The 16,404-nt window shown below is 54.8% G+C and carries 17 protein-coding genes, 1 tRNA gene and 1 riboswitch; of the genes, 9 read left to right on the top strand and 9 right to left on the bottom strand.

Annotated features, from left to right (window positions below):
• The first annotated feature begins 85 nt into the window (after positions 1 to 85).
• Positions 86 to 1,024, top strand: coding sequence for an ABC transporter transmembrane domain-containing protein (locus AC2FJV_RS10725; protein ID WP_271947939.1), 939 nt, complete (start codon positions 86 to 88; stop codon positions 1,022 to 1,024).
• Between the two features lie 63 nt (positions 1,025 to 1,087).
• Here the strand turns inward: AC2FJV_RS10725 and efp are convergent, their stop codons facing one another.
• On the bottom strand, positions 1,088 to 1,651 hold the full coding sequence (efp, locus tag AC2FJV_RS10720; RefSeq protein ID WP_142632922.1) for an elongation factor P: 564 nt from the start codon (positions 1,649 to 1,651) through the stop codon (positions 1,088 to 1,090).
• Between the two features lie 218 nt (positions 1,652 to 1,869).
• Between efp and AC2FJV_RS10715 the strand changes: the two genes are divergently transcribed.
• Positions 1,870 to 2,190, top strand: coding sequence for a DUF6280 family protein (locus AC2FJV_RS10715; protein WP_108785849.1), 321 nt, complete (start codon positions 1,870 to 1,872; stop codon positions 2,188 to 2,190).
• Between the two features lie 204 nt (positions 2,191 to 2,394).
• Positions 2,395 to 3,852 carry a cobyric acid synthase gene (locus AC2FJV_RS10710; RefSeq protein ID WP_271947942.1) on the top strand — a complete coding sequence of 486 codons (1,458 nt, stop codon included), beginning with the start codon at positions 2,395 to 2,397 and terminating at the stop codon, positions 3,850 to 3,852.
• 3 nt (positions 3,853 to 3,855) lie between these two features.
• Here the strand turns inward: AC2FJV_RS10710 and AC2FJV_RS10705 are convergent, their stop codons facing one another.
• The 3 genes from AC2FJV_RS10705 to AC2FJV_RS10695 form a co-directional block, all read right to left on the bottom strand.
• On the bottom strand, positions 3,856 to 4,572 hold the full coding sequence (locus AC2FJV_RS10705) for a hypothetical protein (RefSeq protein WP_271947944.1): 717 nt from the start codon (positions 4,570 to 4,572) through the stop codon (positions 3,856 to 3,858).
• 75 nt (positions 4,573 to 4,647) lie between these two features.
• Complete coding sequence (locus AC2FJV_RS10700) at positions 4,648 to 6,066, bottom strand: TolC family outer membrane protein (RefSeq protein ID WP_281971845.1); 1,419 nt, start codon at positions 6,064 to 6,066, stop codon at positions 4,648 to 4,650.
• Between the two features lie 95 nt (positions 6,067 to 6,161).
• Positions 6,162 to 6,815 (bottom strand): protein-L-isoaspartate O-methyltransferase family protein, encoded by a 654-nt coding sequence (locus AC2FJV_RS10695; RefSeq protein WP_142635071.1) that lies wholly within the window; start codon positions 6,813 to 6,815, stop codon positions 6,162 to 6,164.
• Positions 6,816 to 7,043: 228 nt separating this feature from the next.
• Between AC2FJV_RS10695 and AC2FJV_RS10690 the strand changes: the two genes are divergently transcribed.
• Both AC2FJV_RS10690 and AC2FJV_RS10685 read left to right on the top strand, forming a co-directional pair.
• A tRNA-Cys gene (locus tag AC2FJV_RS10690) sits at positions 7,044 to 7,117 on the top strand.
• Between the two features lie 98 nt (positions 7,118 to 7,215).
• A complete protein-coding gene (locus AC2FJV_RS10685) occupies positions 7,216 to 8,601 on the top strand; it encodes a tyrosine-type recombinase/integrase (protein ID WP_496713691.1) in 1,386 nt (461 codons plus the stop codon).
• Positions 8,602 to 8,655: 54 nt separating this feature from the next.
• Here the strand turns inward: AC2FJV_RS10685 and AC2FJV_RS10680 are convergent, their stop codons facing one another.
• The 3 genes from AC2FJV_RS10680 to AC2FJV_RS10670 form a co-directional block, all read right to left on the bottom strand.
• Complete coding sequence (locus AC2FJV_RS10680; protein ID WP_496713689.1) at positions 8,656 to 8,925, bottom strand: hypothetical protein; 270 nt, start codon at positions 8,923 to 8,925, stop codon at positions 8,656 to 8,658.
• A 58-nt stretch (positions 8,926 to 8,983) separates the two neighbouring features.
• Positions 8,984 to 9,622 (bottom strand): recombinase family protein, encoded by a 639-nt coding sequence (locus AC2FJV_RS10675; RefSeq protein ID WP_496713687.1) that lies wholly within the window; start codon positions 9,620 to 9,622, stop codon positions 8,984 to 8,986.
• Positions 9,623 to 10,072: 450 nt separating this feature from the next.
• Positions 10,073 to 10,843, bottom strand: coding sequence for a ParB N-terminal domain-containing protein (locus tag AC2FJV_RS10670; RefSeq protein ID WP_496713685.1), 771 nt, complete (start codon positions 10,841 to 10,843; stop codon positions 10,073 to 10,075).
• A 467-nt stretch (positions 10,844 to 11,310) separates the two neighbouring features.
• Here AC2FJV_RS10670 and AC2FJV_RS10665 point away from each other — a divergent pair, with 467 nt between their 5' ends.
• Together AC2FJV_RS10665 and AC2FJV_RS10660 are read left to right on the top strand one after the other, a co-directional pair.
• Positions 11,311 to 12,138, top strand: a complete 828-nt coding sequence (locus AC2FJV_RS10665; protein WP_496713683.1) for a competence protein CoiA — start codon at positions 11,311 to 11,313, stop codon at positions 12,136 to 12,138.
• Between the two features lie 200 nt (positions 12,139 to 12,338).
• Positions 12,339 to 13,238 carry an HNH endonuclease gene (locus AC2FJV_RS10660; protein ID WP_496713681.1) on the top strand — a complete coding sequence of 300 codons (900 nt, stop codon included), beginning with the start codon at positions 12,339 to 12,341 and terminating at the stop codon, positions 13,236 to 13,238.
• 226 nt (positions 13,239 to 13,464) lie between these two features.
• Here the strand turns inward: AC2FJV_RS10660 and AC2FJV_RS10655 are convergent, their stop codons facing one another.
• Together AC2FJV_RS10655 and AC2FJV_RS10650 are read right to left on the bottom strand one after the other, a co-directional pair.
• Positions 13,465 to 13,830, bottom strand: a complete 366-nt coding sequence (locus tag AC2FJV_RS10655) for a hypothetical protein (RefSeq protein WP_496713679.1) — start codon at positions 13,828 to 13,830, stop codon at positions 13,465 to 13,467.
• Entirely contained in the window at positions 13,827 to 14,270 is a 444-nt protein-coding gene (locus AC2FJV_RS10650) for a hypothetical protein (protein WP_496713677.1), read from the bottom strand. Before AC2FJV_RS10650 ends, AC2FJV_RS10655 begins: the two co-directional genes overlap by 4 nt.
• A 522-nt stretch (positions 14,271 to 14,792) precedes the next feature.
• Here AC2FJV_RS10650 and AC2FJV_RS10645 point away from each other — a divergent pair.
• Positions 14,793 to 15,197: a hypothetical protein gene (locus tag AC2FJV_RS10645; protein ID WP_496713675.1), complete on the top strand. Its 405-nt coding sequence runs from the start codon at positions 14,793 to 14,795 to the stop codon at positions 15,195 to 15,197.
• A 529-nt stretch (positions 15,198 to 15,726) separates the two neighbouring features.
• Positions 15,727 to 15,933: riboswitch (cobalamin riboswitch) on the top strand.
• 94 nt (positions 15,934 to 16,027) lie between these two features.
• The gene (locus AC2FJV_RS10640) at positions 16,028 to 16,402 is read left to right on the top strand and encodes a DUF1636 family protein (protein WP_496688588.1); all 375 of its coding nucleotides are present in this window, start codon (positions 16,028 to 16,030) and stop codon (positions 16,400 to 16,402) included.
• Positions 16,403 to 16,404: the final 2 nt, after the last annotated feature.

Below are 16,404 nucleotides of genomic sequence, written 5' to 3'. Positions count from 1 at the left end.
TCATGGCCCCGCCAGCCCCGGAACCATTTGATCCGCCCAGCACAGGCTGCCAAACTAGGTTTGGTTCAGTGATCCGGGTGAGTTGATGTTTCGTCTGTATAAAGCAATTTGGCGTGCCAGTTCCGCCCGGCAGATCATCCTTATCATCCTGTCTATTGCGGTTGCCGCTCTGGCAGCCGTCCCGCTGGAGTTTCAGCGCGATATCATCAACCACCTGACCTCGGACGATGTATCTGTGGACCGAATGATCCTGCTTGGTGCGGGTATGATGGTGGTTATCTTGCTGAGCCTGGGGCTGAAATGGCTGCTCGGCTATCGGGCGGGAACATTGGGCGAGGATATGATCCGCCTGATCCGGCAAAGGCTGCTGGTCCGGTCCGCCGATCTGGATGAAACCGGCGAGACCATGCGCAAGGGGACCATGACTACCGCCATTTCTGCCGAAGCAGAAGAGCTGGGTAAATTCGCAGGCGGTGCCTTTTCCGACCCGGTGGTCCAAATCGGCACTCTGATCAGCGTGATTGGCTATATCTCGTCTACACAGCCGGGGTTGGGTTTGATCGCTTTTTCGATGGTCGCGCCGCAGATCATCATCGTTCTGGTTTCGCAACGCAAAGTGAACGTCTTTGTCGCCGAACGCGTTCGTATACTGCGCCGCGCCACCGACAGTTTGACAGCAGAAAAGATTGACGCGGCCGCGCACGAGATCGAAGCGGAATTCGACAAAATCTACGAAACTCGCCGAAAGATGTTCATCTGGAAGCTCTCGGCCAAATTCCTTCTAAGCGTGATCAATGGCGCCGGGACGGTTGGGGTTCTGATGCTGGGTGGCTGGCTTGTCCTTCAGGGCAGAACCGATGTCGGCACAGTTGTTGCCGCCACCAGTGGGCTCAGCCGTATTCAAGGCCCCACGGCTTTTCTGATCGCCTATTATCGCCAGGTCAGCGCAAACCGGATCAAATTCGAACTGATGCTCGAACTATTTGGCCCGAACCCAGAAAAATACCGACGCGTCAAAGACTAAAAATAGAAAGAACCGCGCAGCGCGGGCTGTCGCGGTTCTCGTTGTCTTGAAGCAGAAGTGCAGTTACGCGCGTTCCGAATAGTCCATGGTTTCAGTATTCACCACGATCATTTCATCTTGGCCCACAAATGGTGGCACCATGACTTTTACACCATTGTCCAGAACGGCCGGTTTGAACGAGTTCGCAGCGGTCTGACCTTTGACCACAGGCTCGGTCTCGACGATCTTGCACGTCACTTTCTGTGGCAGTTTGGCGTTCAGTGCCTCACTTTCGTAAAATTCTACGACGATAGTCATGCCGTCCTGCAGAAACGGGCGGCGATCACCCAACAGATCAGCGGACAGTTCGATCTGCTCATAAGTCTCGGAATCCATGAACACCAACATGCCGTCGGATTCGTATAGAAACTGCTGGTCTTTCTGTTCCAGGCGAACACGCTCGACCTTGTCAGCTGAGCGGAAACGTTCGTTCAGTTTGGAACCATTGCGCAGATTGCGCAGTTCGACCTGTGCAAAAGCCCCGCCTTTACCGGGCTTTACATGATCAACTTTGACAGCGGCCCATAGCCCATCGTTATGCTCAAGCACATTGCCGGGGCGAATTTCGTTCCCATTTATCTTGGGCATGACTTAAATCCTTCACAAACGGTTGATGCGTCAGTCGCGCACCCTATATCTGGCGTGGCCGCACCTGACAAGACAACGACACCTTGTGCTGCAGCCGCAGCAAGCTATGCGCGTGACGCAACGCAACTATGCACATTAGGTGTATCCGAATCGCACTTAATAGGTCATAAGAACCGTCACGCCGAAAATGCAAGAGCAAGAACAACAAGGAAGACGAGATGAGAGATTTCGTTGACGGCACCGCCTTTAACAATGAGCAAGGCAACCGTGCTCGTAAACTTTTCGCAGCCGTCGTTTTGGCTGCGCTGGATGATGCTATCGCCGACGACAAAAAGTATGGCAATGGCCCAGAACAGATCGCCCGCTGGGCACGCTCGCGCGATGGGCGCGAAGTGCTGTCTTGCGCGGGTATCGACCCAAATGAACGGGTTGTCAGCGGATTGATGGATTTCGTTGGTCGCGGTGTGCGGACTTCGGTCGCTCTTTCGCGCGAAGAAAGCGAGCGCCGCAACGCCGCCCAACAGGCCGAAGCCGCCTGATCACAGACACGAGTCTGTTTGAAAAAACGCGCCTCCTATTGATGGAGGCGTGTTTTTTTGTTGCATAGACCCCGAATATGAATTCCGGTGCGAAACTGCGCCCTCACCCGATGACTGAAAAATGATGACAATGCCGCGTCATCCGGGGCTTTCCCTTCACCGTCAAAACAGGTCATCTGCGCGTTAGCTAACAGGAGACACGGCATGGTTCGCGCCATCATGATTCAGGGCACAGGCAGCAATGTTGGAAAATCGGTTCTGGTGGCCGGATTGGCACGCGCCTATACGCGCCGAGGCCTGCGGGTTGCCCCGTTCAAACCGCAGAACATGTCGAATAACGCCGCAGTAACCGAAAATGGTGGCGAGATCGGGCGCGCGCAAGCCCTACAAGCGTTGGCGGCACGACGCGCCACACATACGGATATGAACCCGATCCTTTTGAAGCCTGAAACAGATACAGGCGCGCAGATCGTCATTCAGGGCAAACGCGCCGGAACGATGCAGGCTGGCGATTACCGCAAGGATAAATCCAAGCTGATGACAGCCGCGCGCCAGAGTTTTGACCGGCTCTGCACCGACGCTGATCTGGTGTTGGTTGAAGGGGCCGGAAGCCCGGCCGAGACCAACCTGCGTCAGGGTGATATTGCCAATATGGGCTTCGCCTGCGCCGCGGGTGTGCCGGTCGTACTTGTCGGCGATATTCACCGAGGTGGGGTAATTGCTCAGATCGTCGGGACTCAGGCCGTGCTGGATGCTGGCGATCTGGCAATGATCCGAGGCTTTGCCATCAATCGCTTTAAGGGCGATGTATCCCTATTCGACGAAGGTCGCGATGACATCGCCGCTCGAACAGGCTGGGCCTGTATCGGTGTTGTGCCTTGGTTCGACGATGCCTGGAAGCTGCCAGCCGAAGATATGATGGATATCCGGTCCCACAGTGGCGGTTCCTGTAAGGTTGCAGTACCTCAGTTGGAACGGATGGCCAATTTTGATGATCTTGATCCGCTATCGGCAGAGCCTGGCATCACGGTCGAGATCGTGCCCGCTGGCCGCGCGCTGCCCGGCGACGCCGATCTGGTCCTGCTGCCTGGAAGCAAGTCAACCATTGGCGATTTGGCCTACTTCCGTGCTCAGGGCTGGGATATCGACCTCTATGCCCATGTCCGACGTGGCGGCCATGTGTTGGGGCTATGTGGCGGCTACCAGATGCTCGGGAACACCATTGCTGATCCCGATGGTGTGGACGGGCGGCCAGGTACAGTCGATGGATTGGGGCTGTTGGATGTGGATACCGTTATGGTCGGCGAGAAAAAGGTGACCCTGCGGACTGCACGCGCCCTGCCGGGGCACCAACCGCTAACCGGATATGAGATCCATATGGGCCGCACCGAAGGCAACGATTGCACCCGCGCTTGGCTGGAGGTCGAGGGCCGCCCGGAGGGCGCAGCTGATCGGACTGGCCGGATACGCGGAAGCTACCTACACGGTATATTCTCATCCGATCAATTTCGGGCCGACTACCTACAGGTTTTGGGAGTCTCTTCCACCCTGCACTATGAGGACGGTGTCGAAGATACGCTTGATCGTCTGGCCGACCATCTGGAACGACATATGGATCTGGACCGCTTGCTGGAACTGGCTGAAACGCCGATTAAAGGCTGACTTTTACTCGGCTTTTTGCTCGGCCAACGCACGGTAGATTTCGCGGCGAACCATTTTTCGAACGTTCCGCGTAATGCGTTCACCCAGTACGCCCTGCAGTTCTTCACGAACAACCTGCGCAATCAAAGAGCGCAAGCCATCGTCATCAAGCCGGGACATGGCAGCATCTGCTTCTGAACCTGTTGTATCCGCGGCAGCCGATACCTCTGGGTCCCGTACAAACACTGCCTTTTCAACAGTCTCAGTCTCTGCATCTGGGGCTTCGTCTTGGGGTTGCCATTCCAACGGTTGATTTGGCGTTCCTGAATAGGCATCTACGCTGTCACCGTCGGGCTCCCACTGATCTTCGGTCCTGGCGATCGCGGCTTCCAGCGCCTCAATTTTGGCACTTAGACTTTTGGCTATGCCCTCTTCCGCAACTGGATCAGGTGAATGCTCTGTAGCCGACTCCGCTTCATCACCCGCAACAACATCGCAGGCGCGCAAAAGCATCGGTTTCACCGATTTTTCAGCGCTGTACTCAGCATCCAGCTTGAAAGGCTGCGTCTCGACACCTGTTTGCTCGCCAACCCTGAGCGCATCAGTCAGAACAAGCCGCCCTGGCTTTCGCTCTGACTTGGAACGCACCAGATCGGGAACTTTTCGACCTTCTTCGCTGACCAGCCGCTTGACCGATGACAGTACGTCTTCGATCCCGGAGTTCACGACATTGTCTGTCATTGTTTTCTACCGCTCTAACCTCAGGTCCGAGTGTAGCCAAACAATGCAGACCTCACAACAGGCAGTATTGGGTGTTTAGTCCCGACGCAGTGCTTTCAGGACCCGATCCAGATCTTTGCTCTGCTTGCTGACCTGCGCGGGGGCTTTCTTCACCAGATTATAGTAAAGGGTCGGATCGTAAATCTGAACCGCCAGACCCAAACGCTCGGCCGTGAGCAAACCTTGGGCCTGCAGCAACTGATAAGCCGCCAGAGATCGCTCGGTTCTGGAAGCAATTTCGGCAAGCTGCGCGTCCAGCAAATCCTGCTGAGCAGCCAGCACGTCCAGAGTGGTCCGCGCACCCAAAGTTGCCTCTTCGCGGATACCGTCAAACGCAACTTCCGAGGCGCGCACACGTTCCGAAGAGGCCCTCAGGCTTGCGCTTGCAGTTTGAAACCGGACATAGGCATCAGACACGCCCTGCGTAATGTTCTTTTGAACATTCAGCAGATTGGCACGCGACGCGTCCCGCGATGCCATTGCGCGGCGCACGCTTGCCGCGAGTCGACCACCCGCATAGATCGGCTGGCTGAAGTTCAGCGAGATACTCGCATCATTCACATAATCGTCGTCATCATAGCTCTCGGTGACGCCCGCATCAGCGTTCAGGCTGACATTCGGACCCAGGCCCGCGCGCTGCTGCTGAACGACCAGATCAAAAGCCCGCACTTGGTGCTGTGCGGACAGAATGGACGGGTGATTGCGTTGTGCCAGGCTGACAGCCTCGGCCTCGGAGCGGGGCAAGTTTGGCAGGCTGGGCTGACCAGCAGTACGGCCCGGCAGTTTGCCGACTGCGTTCACATATTCCGCCTGAGCAGTGCTCAGATCGCCGCGCGCATTCGCCAGATCGGCCTGCGAGCTTGCAAGCTGAGCCTGAGACAATGCGACGTCTGTGCGGGTAACTTCCCCAACTTCGAAACGATCCTGCGAGGCGCGAAGCTCTTCTGCGGACAGTTCAACGTTGTTTTGACGAATCGATACGGTCTCTTCCTGCAGCAGAACACTCAGGTAAGCGGTCGCTGCGCGGAACAGGACCTGCTGTTCGATATCGATCAGCGCCTGCCGGGTCGACAGCACCGTTTCCTGCGCTGATTGCTTGCCTAGAATCGAGGCTCCGCCATCATACAACAGCTGGCTCAGCGTCAGGCCCGAGAAGAAGTTCGAAGGATCAACACTGTTCGTAACACCACTGTTTCTGCTGCGCGTATAGTCTTGGCTAACCGCGACGGTCCAGTTGATAATAGGGCGCAAAGCCGATAGCGCGATCGCCACATCCTCGTCCGCAGCCCGCAGCAACGCCCGGTTCTGTTCCAGCAAACCACTAGTATTATATGCTCCGATGAACGCGTCGGTCAGGTTGTCGGCCCAAACCGCCCGTCCAGGCAACGTGCCCAAAGCAATACCTGCAGTCACTGCCAGAGTCCTGACCAGCTTTCCTCCTGCTGCAAAACGCATGGCGAAATCCTCTCAAATCAAAATAACGCAGCCCTCAGGCCAGTTTGCGTCTTTGTGTTGAACTAATCAAGGCAGCAGATATATCTGCCCGCCGACTATAGCGAAAATGCACTCTCGGCCGAGAAAGCCTTCAGAACTGGTGCACTTGCGTTGAATGCCTGGCGCCAGGTAACGCGATCGCCTGATTTGTGGCCTATACGGACGGTCCCAAGATCACCTTCCATGAACAGGCAGGCGATACGCCCATGATCCTTAAGCTGGTCAATCAATGCAGACGGAACCTCTTCTACACCGCCCTGGATCATGACCACGTCATAAGGCCCATGCTCGGCGGCGCCCTCATCCAGCGGCCCCACGTGAACAACCACATTATCCGCGTCAGCCTCCATCAGCAGCGTTTGCGCTTCGGCAGCTAGCGCTTCATCCGCTTCCACCGCTACGACCAACTGCGCCATACGGGCTGCAACAGCCGTCGAATATCCCAGCGCCGGAGCAATATCCAGAACAACCTCATCATTGGTAATGTTCAGCACATCCAACATCTTGGCCAGTGTTCTCGGTTCCAGAATGCAGCGTCCAGCCTCAAGTTCTATCAAACCCTCGACATAGGCGGCTTCGCGTTGCGCGTCTGGCACAAAATTCTCGCGCTTGACGGACAGCATGGCATCAATGATCGGGAACTTGGTAACGTCCGAAGGCCGGACCTGCGTATCGACCATGGTGCGGCGGCGGGCTGCGAAATCTGTCATTGGATCGCTCATTCATTTCCCAAGGTTGATGGGTTTGTGCCACATCCCGGGCAAACCAGCAACGGCCCGCAAGCGGAAACTTTCGTCTGTCGTGGAGATTTTAGAGTGATCCGAATGGGTGATCCAATTTTCAGTACCTCAAATTTAGACCGAACCCACTGGACGCCCCGGATTAAAGCTGCTAAAACGCCTGTCACACCACGGCAAGTATTTGATATTACTTGAAAAGGCGAGTTGGCGGAGTGGTGACGCAGCGGATTGCAAATCCGTGTACACCGGTTCGATTCCGGTACTCGCCTCCACTTGGCCTCATAACATTGAAGAACAAGGGAAAACCCTGACGTTGTCCAAACACGCGTTGTCCGACCCGTACAACAATTCGGGAAGAAAGGACGAAGACATGCGAAGACTGAAGCAACCCCGTGGACCCGGCACCAGCTGGGTGTTGAGCATGGAAACGCCTGTGGGTCTTATCGGGATGGAAAACCCTTGGACGGGCAAACCGTTCGCTAAAACCATACGCAAGGGACTTGGGACACGTTACCTTGATGAAGCAAGACGGCTGCGTGACATCTACATCGGACAACTCCGTCAAATGGAATACGATGCGTCTGACGCCTCAAAATATGACGCTGACATGGCCTTAGACTTCCGTCAGGAACTGCAGGACGCAGACGCAAAAGACCCTACTGGCAAAGCAGCTGACCGCCTTGAGCTTGCCATGAGCTATTCGCTGGAGGCTGCAGAGAGCCGTGGGCAGCCCAGAAAGAAGCTGCGGCAATTTAACCGCATCGCCTCTCGATCTGGCTACCCGTTCGCTAAAGCGCTGCCCGAGTATATAGCCGCGCGATCCCCAGACAATTCGCTTGGGGTTAAGCCGCTCAAGGCTGGGACTATCAAGGAAGTGGACACCGCTGCCAAACACCTGAAGGATTTCTTCGGTGCCGATGCGGAGATGCTTTGCCTTGAAGATATAACCAAGGAACAAGCCCAAGCCTTCCGTTTCACTTACCTGCCATCGGTGATCTCCAAGTACAGCGGCAAGCCGATGAGCGCCCGCACAGCAGACAAATATATCACGATGTTGCGCCCGCTTTGGCGCTGGGCTATCGCCGCCAAGCTGACCGCATCTGGCTATTCGGACCCGTGGCAATTCGATCTTGGCCTCCCTCGCGTCCGTAAAACCAACGAAGCCAAACATGATCCATACACGGCTGAGGAGATGCGTAAGCTGCTTGCTGCCGCTCCCCGTGGCACCAAGGGTGGAGATGCAATACGCCTGTCGATTGCTACTGGCGTTCGCATAAATGAACTGGTCCTGTTGACGCCAGCTGATGTTGAAAGCGACGGCACGGGCTTCGTGATCCCCGACGCCAAGACCCCAAATGGTAAGCGTTATGTCCCGGTGGTAGGTGAGGCTCACGCGTTGTTTCACGCCCGCCTTGATACCAATCGCGCCTCTGGACGACTGTTTCCCGAGTGGCCGATATACGCGAAGAAGGGCAAGAGCGATGCGGTGTCGAAGTGGTTCGTGGTATTCCGTCGCAGGGTCTTGGGCAAAGAAACAGATGGCCGTCTCGTCCTGCACTCCACTCGGCACACATGGCGAACCGTAGCACGTCGAAGCGGCATCAACGACACCGATGTTCGCGATCTTGGGGGCTGGGCTGGGCCTCGGACCTCAGACACGATCTATGATCACGGTCTCTTGCGCACTCAGCTGATAACGGCGCAGCAACGCATCTGGGACGCTTTGGTTGACGGTGGCTATCTGGATGGATGGTAGACTGGCGGCCTAAATGAACCAGCTTTCCAGCTCGGCTCTGATGCTCCGCCTACTTTAGTCGCGTTCTGGAGCCATTCCCAGCAAGCGGCTTGCCTTAGCCCCGAAATGCCCAAGGGCAACCAGCGCCATCATACCGAAAAAATAAAAGGCGAAGCACAACCCGAGTGCCATGCCTACGTTCTCCCGCATCATGTCGGTATAGACGGCGACAGCTTCTGAAACCCCCACCTTCAGCTTCAACATCTGATAAATGCAGCCCACACTGAAGCCCACTGGAATTGCAACTGCTGCAGCCCTAAGCTGCGTTTTTGTATCTGCGCTCACTACTCAACCCTCAATTGTTTTTGCCACTCAATCGGGAATTTCGTGGTTCGTCAACGCCTTAATCAGCCAGCCTCTCCAAAACGCGCTTCACTTGCGCTGCAGACCACTTCCCGCCTCGTGCTGTCTCCACGCCCGCCGTGTCCAGCTCAGCCGCAATATCCCTAAGGCTCTTTCCTGCTTCTCTGAGGGGAACCACAATCCCCGCGACCTTTTCAGCTCTGCGCTGGGCGTTGGCCTTGACCGCGTCGTTACGCTTCATTGTCTTATCGCGCAGACCGCCCAGCTTCTTGCCCCGCGCCTTAGCAGCAGTGAGCGCCGCCTTGGTCCGAAGCGATATGAAATCCCGCTCCTGCTCAGCCAGCGCCGCGTAAATGTGCAATTGGAACTTGTCAGCATGGGGCATCGCCGCGACCCGTAGCTTCAGCTTCTTGTCGTCCATCAGCGCAGCGATGAATGAGACCCGTCGTGACAGCCTGTCCAGCTTGGAGACCAGTAGTTCCGCCTCTTCACGCTTCGCCAACTCCACAGCCTTTTTCAACTCGGGTCTGTCGTCATCAGTGCCGCTTTCTATTTCAACAAATCCGCAGACAATTTCATACGGAACATCGGAGTAGTTTTCCAAGAACAGGTTGATGTCCCGCTCTTGTGCATCCAGCCCAAGGCCGCTGCTTCCCTGCTTGGCCGTGCTGACCCGCATGTACGTCACGTATCTCCGCATCACCGACACCTCTTGACTTCACCTGTCAGGGTAAATTAGCGGATGCATGTTGCAATCGTCAACGTAGGTTGTGACTGAAACACACAGTAAAGAAGACCCATGAGAACTGACACTGTTGACCTGCCGTTCACTGGCGCAATCAACTTGGTAGACAACGGTCAAGTGCTACCGTTTTGCAGTCAGCAGCTGGAGCGCACCAGTGCTGGAGAACTGACGCTGTGCGCTGAGAAGGTGAAGCTGCACTCACCCGCTGGTCGGTCTACCAACGCGTTGTGTGACGCGCTCCGTGGCGCTGTGGGGAGAGGGCTATCCCCTCCCTGCTTTTTTTGTTCCACCCCAGTGACCGCGCAAGCCAAAGGGGGGAAGAAACGCTATCGGATACGTACTCACAAGCGCTCAGATTTTTGCGCCTCAAAAACCAGTTGGGTTCTACTCGTCTTCGTTTTCAGCGTCGTCATAGAAACTGGCATCGGTCAGCCAGCCCAGTTCATCGGCGAGCAGCTCAACGCCGCGCCTTCCAAGTCTGCTCTGGATCACCTGTGCCACCGCTTCAGGCCATCGCTTTGCCGCCACGCCCAGCGCCTCACCAATCTTCGCGTCCAGCGCCGCCGCTTGTGCTTCGATCATGGCTTCTTTGTCCTCTTCCGACCATTCCCCTGCGTCCAGCCCCTTGAGGCGGTTTTGCGCCATCCACCATAGTGGCGGTAGTTCTTCGCCTGCTTCCAGTAGCTGTCGACGTGTACTGCGCATTTTGCCGATCTGACCATTGCTCACGGTCGTGGCTTCGTTGATCTCACGCTTGCTACTCTCTGCATCGCAAACCAAGGACCACGCCATGTCCATGCGTTCTTGCAGCGTCATAGGCTTGTGCTGCTTCTTGTTGCCAGCCGCTGCCAGCAGCTTGGCCTCACGCTCGCTACAGCGATACAGCAGGGCGGGGACTTTCCGTTTCCACTTCGCCAGCCGATACGCCTCAAGCCGATGGTGGCCACTCAGCACAGTGGGTCTACCTGTCGCCGGGTCCAGCCAAACCCAAATTGGGTCCAACGCATTTCTGCCGTCTTTGATGACCCGCGCAAGTTCCTTTGCGTGGCCCTCGTCCAGCCCACTGTGTCTGAACTGAAACCTGCTCGTGTCTGTTTCGATTTCGCGGAGTTCCAGCCGTACCCGTTGCGGCTCTCCAGTGTTGTTTTTCTTCATGATTTCCGTGTGTTGTGCTGTTTGATTTGCTGTTTTGAGACGATGACCAACCTGTCCATTATGGACACTCTGTAGCTGGACACCCTTGCTGCCTCAGGTTTTGCTGAAGCTGCGCATCCCTACGCCCGCTTCAAGCCGCCCCCTCACCTCCTGCAGCTACGCCGTGGGGGATTTCCGACAGCGACACTGGCCAGCACAACCACATGAGGCTGTCGGGACAAAGCGGCGCTAAGCTGCAGGGGCTTGTGAGAGACTGAGGGTTTCTGGGGCTCAGCTGAAGGGATAAGAGCCCGTCCGACAGGACAACCGGCCAAGCCACAGCGACACGCGCGAAAGCGTTCCTCACTATCTCAATGGTGGAACTTAGTTTCGGTGAAATGATAACCCAAATCAAACGCGCTCAGATTATTACTGCAAGATCGGGCCGAGGCATTGGCAATTGCATCACGCGAAACCATAATGGAAACATGCGGTTCGCCATACTCGACCAAGACAAGATAGAAGCCACTCCAGGCGCGACCGGGTTCTGCCCTGGCTGTGGCGCTGAAATGATCCCAAGATGCGGCACACGTAAAGTCTGGCATTGGGCTCACAAAGGTAAACGGCACTGTGATCACTGGTGGGAGAATGAAACTGAGTGGCACCGCTCATGGAAAGATAATTTCCCGAAGGAGTGGCAAGAGGTTCCAGCGAGAGACGAAAGCGGTGAGCTACATATTGCAGACCTCAAGACGCCTCATGGTTTGGTTGTCGAGTTCCAGCACTCTTACATAAAACCTGAAGAAGCTCTTAAACGAACCATCTTCCATGCACCAATGATATGGGTTGTTGACGCACTGCGACGCTCCACCGATAGGAAGCAGTTCAATGAGGTTTTCGACCGTAGAACTTGGCAATCACTGGGCAACAAAAAGATTGACAGGATTTCGGGTTTTGACGCCAGGTTGGTTGAGGAATGGGGCGATCTGCAGGCGATAGTCGCCTTTGATTTCGGTCAAGACGGGATTTGGCTTATGAGCGGTCGCGATTGGGCTTGTTCACTGGGGTTTTTCTTCAGCAAGGAGGAGCTGATAAAGCACATCCTCGATGGAACTCAGATACCTTTCGTTGTCACCGAGCATCGGGACCGACGCGGGCGTAAAACTGGCAAGCGAACGCACACCGTCCCACGTTCACTACCGAAACCTGAGCCTGTTGTGGAGGCGCAGAAAGAAAGCAACTCCCCTCGCCCCAAGAAACCGAGATTGCGCCGGACCCAGTTCACTGACTTGCGCCGGTCCAATCGTCGTATGTAACCCGCGTTGGCGTTGTAAGCTGGGAAAGCGTTCCTCGTTTTAAAATGGCGGTCCTTAGCTGAGGTCGCTGCCCTGACCCCAACTATCACGATCCGTAGCACAACCCAACAATCACCGCCATCTTCTGACCGCAACCTATTGCCATCATACGCAAGCACTTTAGTGTGGAATGTAAGTACATAAATTAAAAGGATTTAACTATGCCTCGTTACTGGTGGGTCAACCAAAACCAAACCTACAAAGCAGAGGTTGGCGGCGGCTACATGTGGTCTCCGAAGATCAACAAAGATGGTGGTTACAACCAGTTCTACAAGAACATGACAGAGACCAGCCCTGGCGACATAGTCTTCTCCTTTGCAGACACGTTCATCAAGACAGTTGGGGTAGTTTCAGCGCCAGCTCGATCCGCAGAGAAGCCCAATGAGTTCGGGAAAGCCGGAGATGCTTGGGATATTGATGGTTGGTTGGTTCAAGTTGACTATGAGGAGCTTGGCAAACCAATCAAGCCCAAGGATCACATGAAAGCGCTCGCACCGCTCCTTCCCAAGCGATACTCGCCAATTCGCGCTGACGGTGGCGGCAACCAAATGTACCTAGCTGAAATTCCAGAACCCATGGCCAAAGCCTTGCTATCGCTAATAGGCCGTCAGCTCGACACGCCCATTGAGGAAGGCCAGGAGCGAGAAATCCAAAATCGGACCGATATTGGCGCCACAGAGAAGTACCAGCTTGTACTGTCGCGCGTAGGCCAGGGCCAGTACCGGAAGAACCTGGAGCGACACGAAGTCGGATGTCGCGTAACGGGTATTACAGACGGCCGCTTCTTGACCGCCAGCCACATCAAGCCTTGGTCAAAGAGCAACGACTTTGAGAAAATCGACGGCAACAACGGCCTGCTTCTCGCGCCCCACGTAGATCGTTTGTTCGACCGCGGCTATATTTCCTTTGATGACAGCGGAGTGTTAATGCGAAGCCCATCGCTACCTACTGAAGTCGTCACAGCATGGGGCCTGTCTGCCGTAGATGAAAATAGGCCGCTCACGAAAAGGCAGGCGACCTACATGGATTACCATCGGAGTGAAATTTTCCGTCGAGGCTGATGCCACATTCGCTCGGCCAGTTACATGACCTAAAGGCAATCGAACTGAAAGAGATGACGCGTTTCGAACACTTCTTTGTACTTCCGCTATATTTCAGTGGCTTATGATTTTTATGTGGTGAATAAGGATAAGTCAGACGTCGTGGACTGCTTTTCTGGTCGTGCAGTGTTGTGACTTCATGAAGCGTAGCCAAAGCGCAGACTTGGTACTTGTGGGCACTGGTTTTCTACCCAAGCTCGTCCACAGGCTTGCTTTCCCAGCTTGGGGCATGGAGAACAATTGCAGCCGTGGAAGGGTCATCCCAGATAGGAGTGCTAAGGTCCAAGTAGTAAAAGTGGGCGGTCTTGCCGGTAGAAAGTGGTTTTTTGCCTTCCGTCCCTTTTTTGGTGTAGATGACGACCAAGTCCCCTTTCTCCACTCTTTTGAACGGAAACCAATAGGTGTGGCGAAAGTCGATTGTCGGTGATCCCTCGGCGTATCCGGATTGCGCAATCAGGTAATCACCCAAGTCGAGATTGGCTTTGACGCGTAGCGTCAGACGCTCTTTAGCCAGGTTTCCCTTTTCGATGATAGAACGTAATTCCAAGTTCATAGCTTGATTACCTTGGCCAATAACCCACCCGCCAGTAAGACAATTCCGCCAGTAAGAAATACACCCGCCGTAGGTTGGTTATCCCATATGCTGACAACAAAACCGATAATGATTGCTCCGGCAGTTAAGGATGCACTGGATAGGATTTCTACGCCGGTGTGCGTTGTTAATTTCTGCCTCAGCACGGCTTCATTTTTGTCTGCTGTATAATATTTCTCAGCATAGTCTTTTGCTTCACTCAACTCGCTTTCTAGTCGTTCTATTTCGTCTAGGAGGAGTTTTTGTGCTGCAGCCGAGTTAAGTTCATCATCGTTTAGCTGCCGACGCACTCCTCTAAAGGACTGCCGCGGACTTTTAGTAGGGGCGGCGGTACCTTCAATCGGTGCGTCCCCGTCTTTCGGCTCTTCCAGCTCATTGTCTTCGACTTCGTTTGGGGACATACCAGCCTCTCTAGTAACGCTTGCACTCTGTTTGGGAACGTTATGGAAGGCAAGAACCAAACGGTAAATAGTTTTGCTAAACCTCAATAAGGAGTAGTTCTTTTGCTGTCTACGGCGGCAAGGAACGACAAATGACAAAGGCTATCCAAGGTCTACATTTCCCACCGAACCAATGTATACCTGCCGCCGCTGGATCCTTTTAATCCGCAGTACAGTTTGCCTCGTGAGCCATGTGGATTTGCTGATCTCAGATGCCCCTGCTCAATTGCTCAGCATATCAACAATAACGCCCAGCGTTTTCCAATCATAGCGCGGCTTCCTGCCCCTGCACATTGTGTTGCACTGTTTCGCAGCGGCTGTATCCACCCTCTGAGCTTATTCGGTCACCTCAGGTTGCGCTTCTGCCGTAGCGGCCATAATGGTGGGCCTCAATACCCTAGCAAAAGAATAGGCTCGGTTTGGCGTTGAACCCCAGGTAGCGCTGTGGAACAAGAAAAAAACTGAGAAGAAGGAAAACCAGCGATGCAACGTTGTTCGATGCAAGAAATTATGAAGACTTCCAGTCTTGTGCCGTTCGAGAGTAAGCACGTTCAGTTTTTGATCTCACTAATGAAAAAACAACACGCCAAGGGTTTAGTGGTACGTTTCCACCCCAGCTTCACCCATACGCCACAGGAAGCGCTAGAAGGGATGGAGAATGGTGTATTTGTGTTGACTTGCCCGCAAATCCAATCGGATTTCGTATTCACTTGTGAAAACGCAGGCAGAGGGCTTTTCGGCGGACAGAAACGCGTATTCAAAGTCTATATGGGAGACTTTCAGAACGACGATTTTACTCCAGCCAACTCATTCAAATCATTTGGGATTGCAGCAACCTCGATCAATAACATTTTTCGGGCGGAAGGATTTGTCCAAGGTATGGTTTGAAGACGGACGGCAATACTATTCCAGTACGTTGTTCAATCTACGCCTGTTGCTCCCCGATTGCCACAATGATAAGTGTTGTCTGGGCTGCACAACAGGCGAACCAGACAACATCAGAGATATTTTCGACTTACTTTCAAAGGCTTGCGGTAAAGTGGTTCGTGTCCGGTACTCGCCTCCAATACTTTCAAACAGTTGCTTCGCATTCGGCTTTTCGAGCCTGCGACATGCCGTCTCGCTACGGCAGTGCTCTGCTGAGTGAAGCTTGACACCGGATTGATCAGAAGGCGGTGAACTCACTGGCTCGGCCGGTAAATTTGACCGCTCTATCGAATCCACGCGATATGCCCTTTGAAGTAACGGGCCCGCGAATCCTTTCGTCTGGATATCTTCGAGGCGCAAAGCCCAAACTCGCCTGCGGTCATTTTGCATCTGACTGACCAAACATGCCGCTGACAGGCATTGGCAGGTCGCTTTTCCATTCTCGATGATTTCCGTGCGTCTGCCGCGCTTGACAAGCCCCCTGCCCGTGCCGCATGTCCCATCCGTTGGTGTCTGCACGTGCAGATGAAAAGGGAATGCGTCAGCGGTCATCCGTCAAACGCAGCCGCCCCCGCGACCGTGACCGGAGAGGGTGCCCAAAGCCACTGGCCAGACAGGCCGGGAAGGCGGGACATCTGCCAGAGGCCAGCCTCTGACATCCGCAAGCCGGGAGACCTGCCAACATCCGAAGTTGAAACCGGACGGGGTGATCCGGTGTCGGGCCCATGTCGCAATACGTGGCCCGCATGAAACCCCGTCCCCCGCGAAGAGGATTTGGGGGGATGAGAGACATGACCGAGACCACACCTGTTGAACTGCTGGTGTGCACGACCTGCCGCCGCGGCCTGCCCGTCGAGAATGATGCAGATCGTCCTGGGGCGTTGCTGCACAAGGCGTTGGAGCAGGCAGAACTTCCTGATGGCGTCACTTTGAAGGCAGTAGAATGCCTTTCAAATTGCGATCAGGGCTGCTCGATTGTGCTGCGTGGCGGACCCGAACGTTGGACCTTTGTCTATGAGCATCTCGATGAAACCGATCATGTCGAGACCATTGTTGAAGGTGCGACCAAATATCTCGCGACCCAAGATGGCCTCGTTAAATGGCGCGAACGTCCTGAACATTTCCGCAAAAACTGTGCGGCCCGCATTCCCCCGATTGGAGCTTAGAT

It is taken from the genome of Ruegeria sp. CDSA241 (assembly GCF_059611265.1).
The sequence above is the reverse complement of the archived record's forward strand: the minus strand, read 5'-3'. Positions and strand labels throughout refer to the sequence as shown.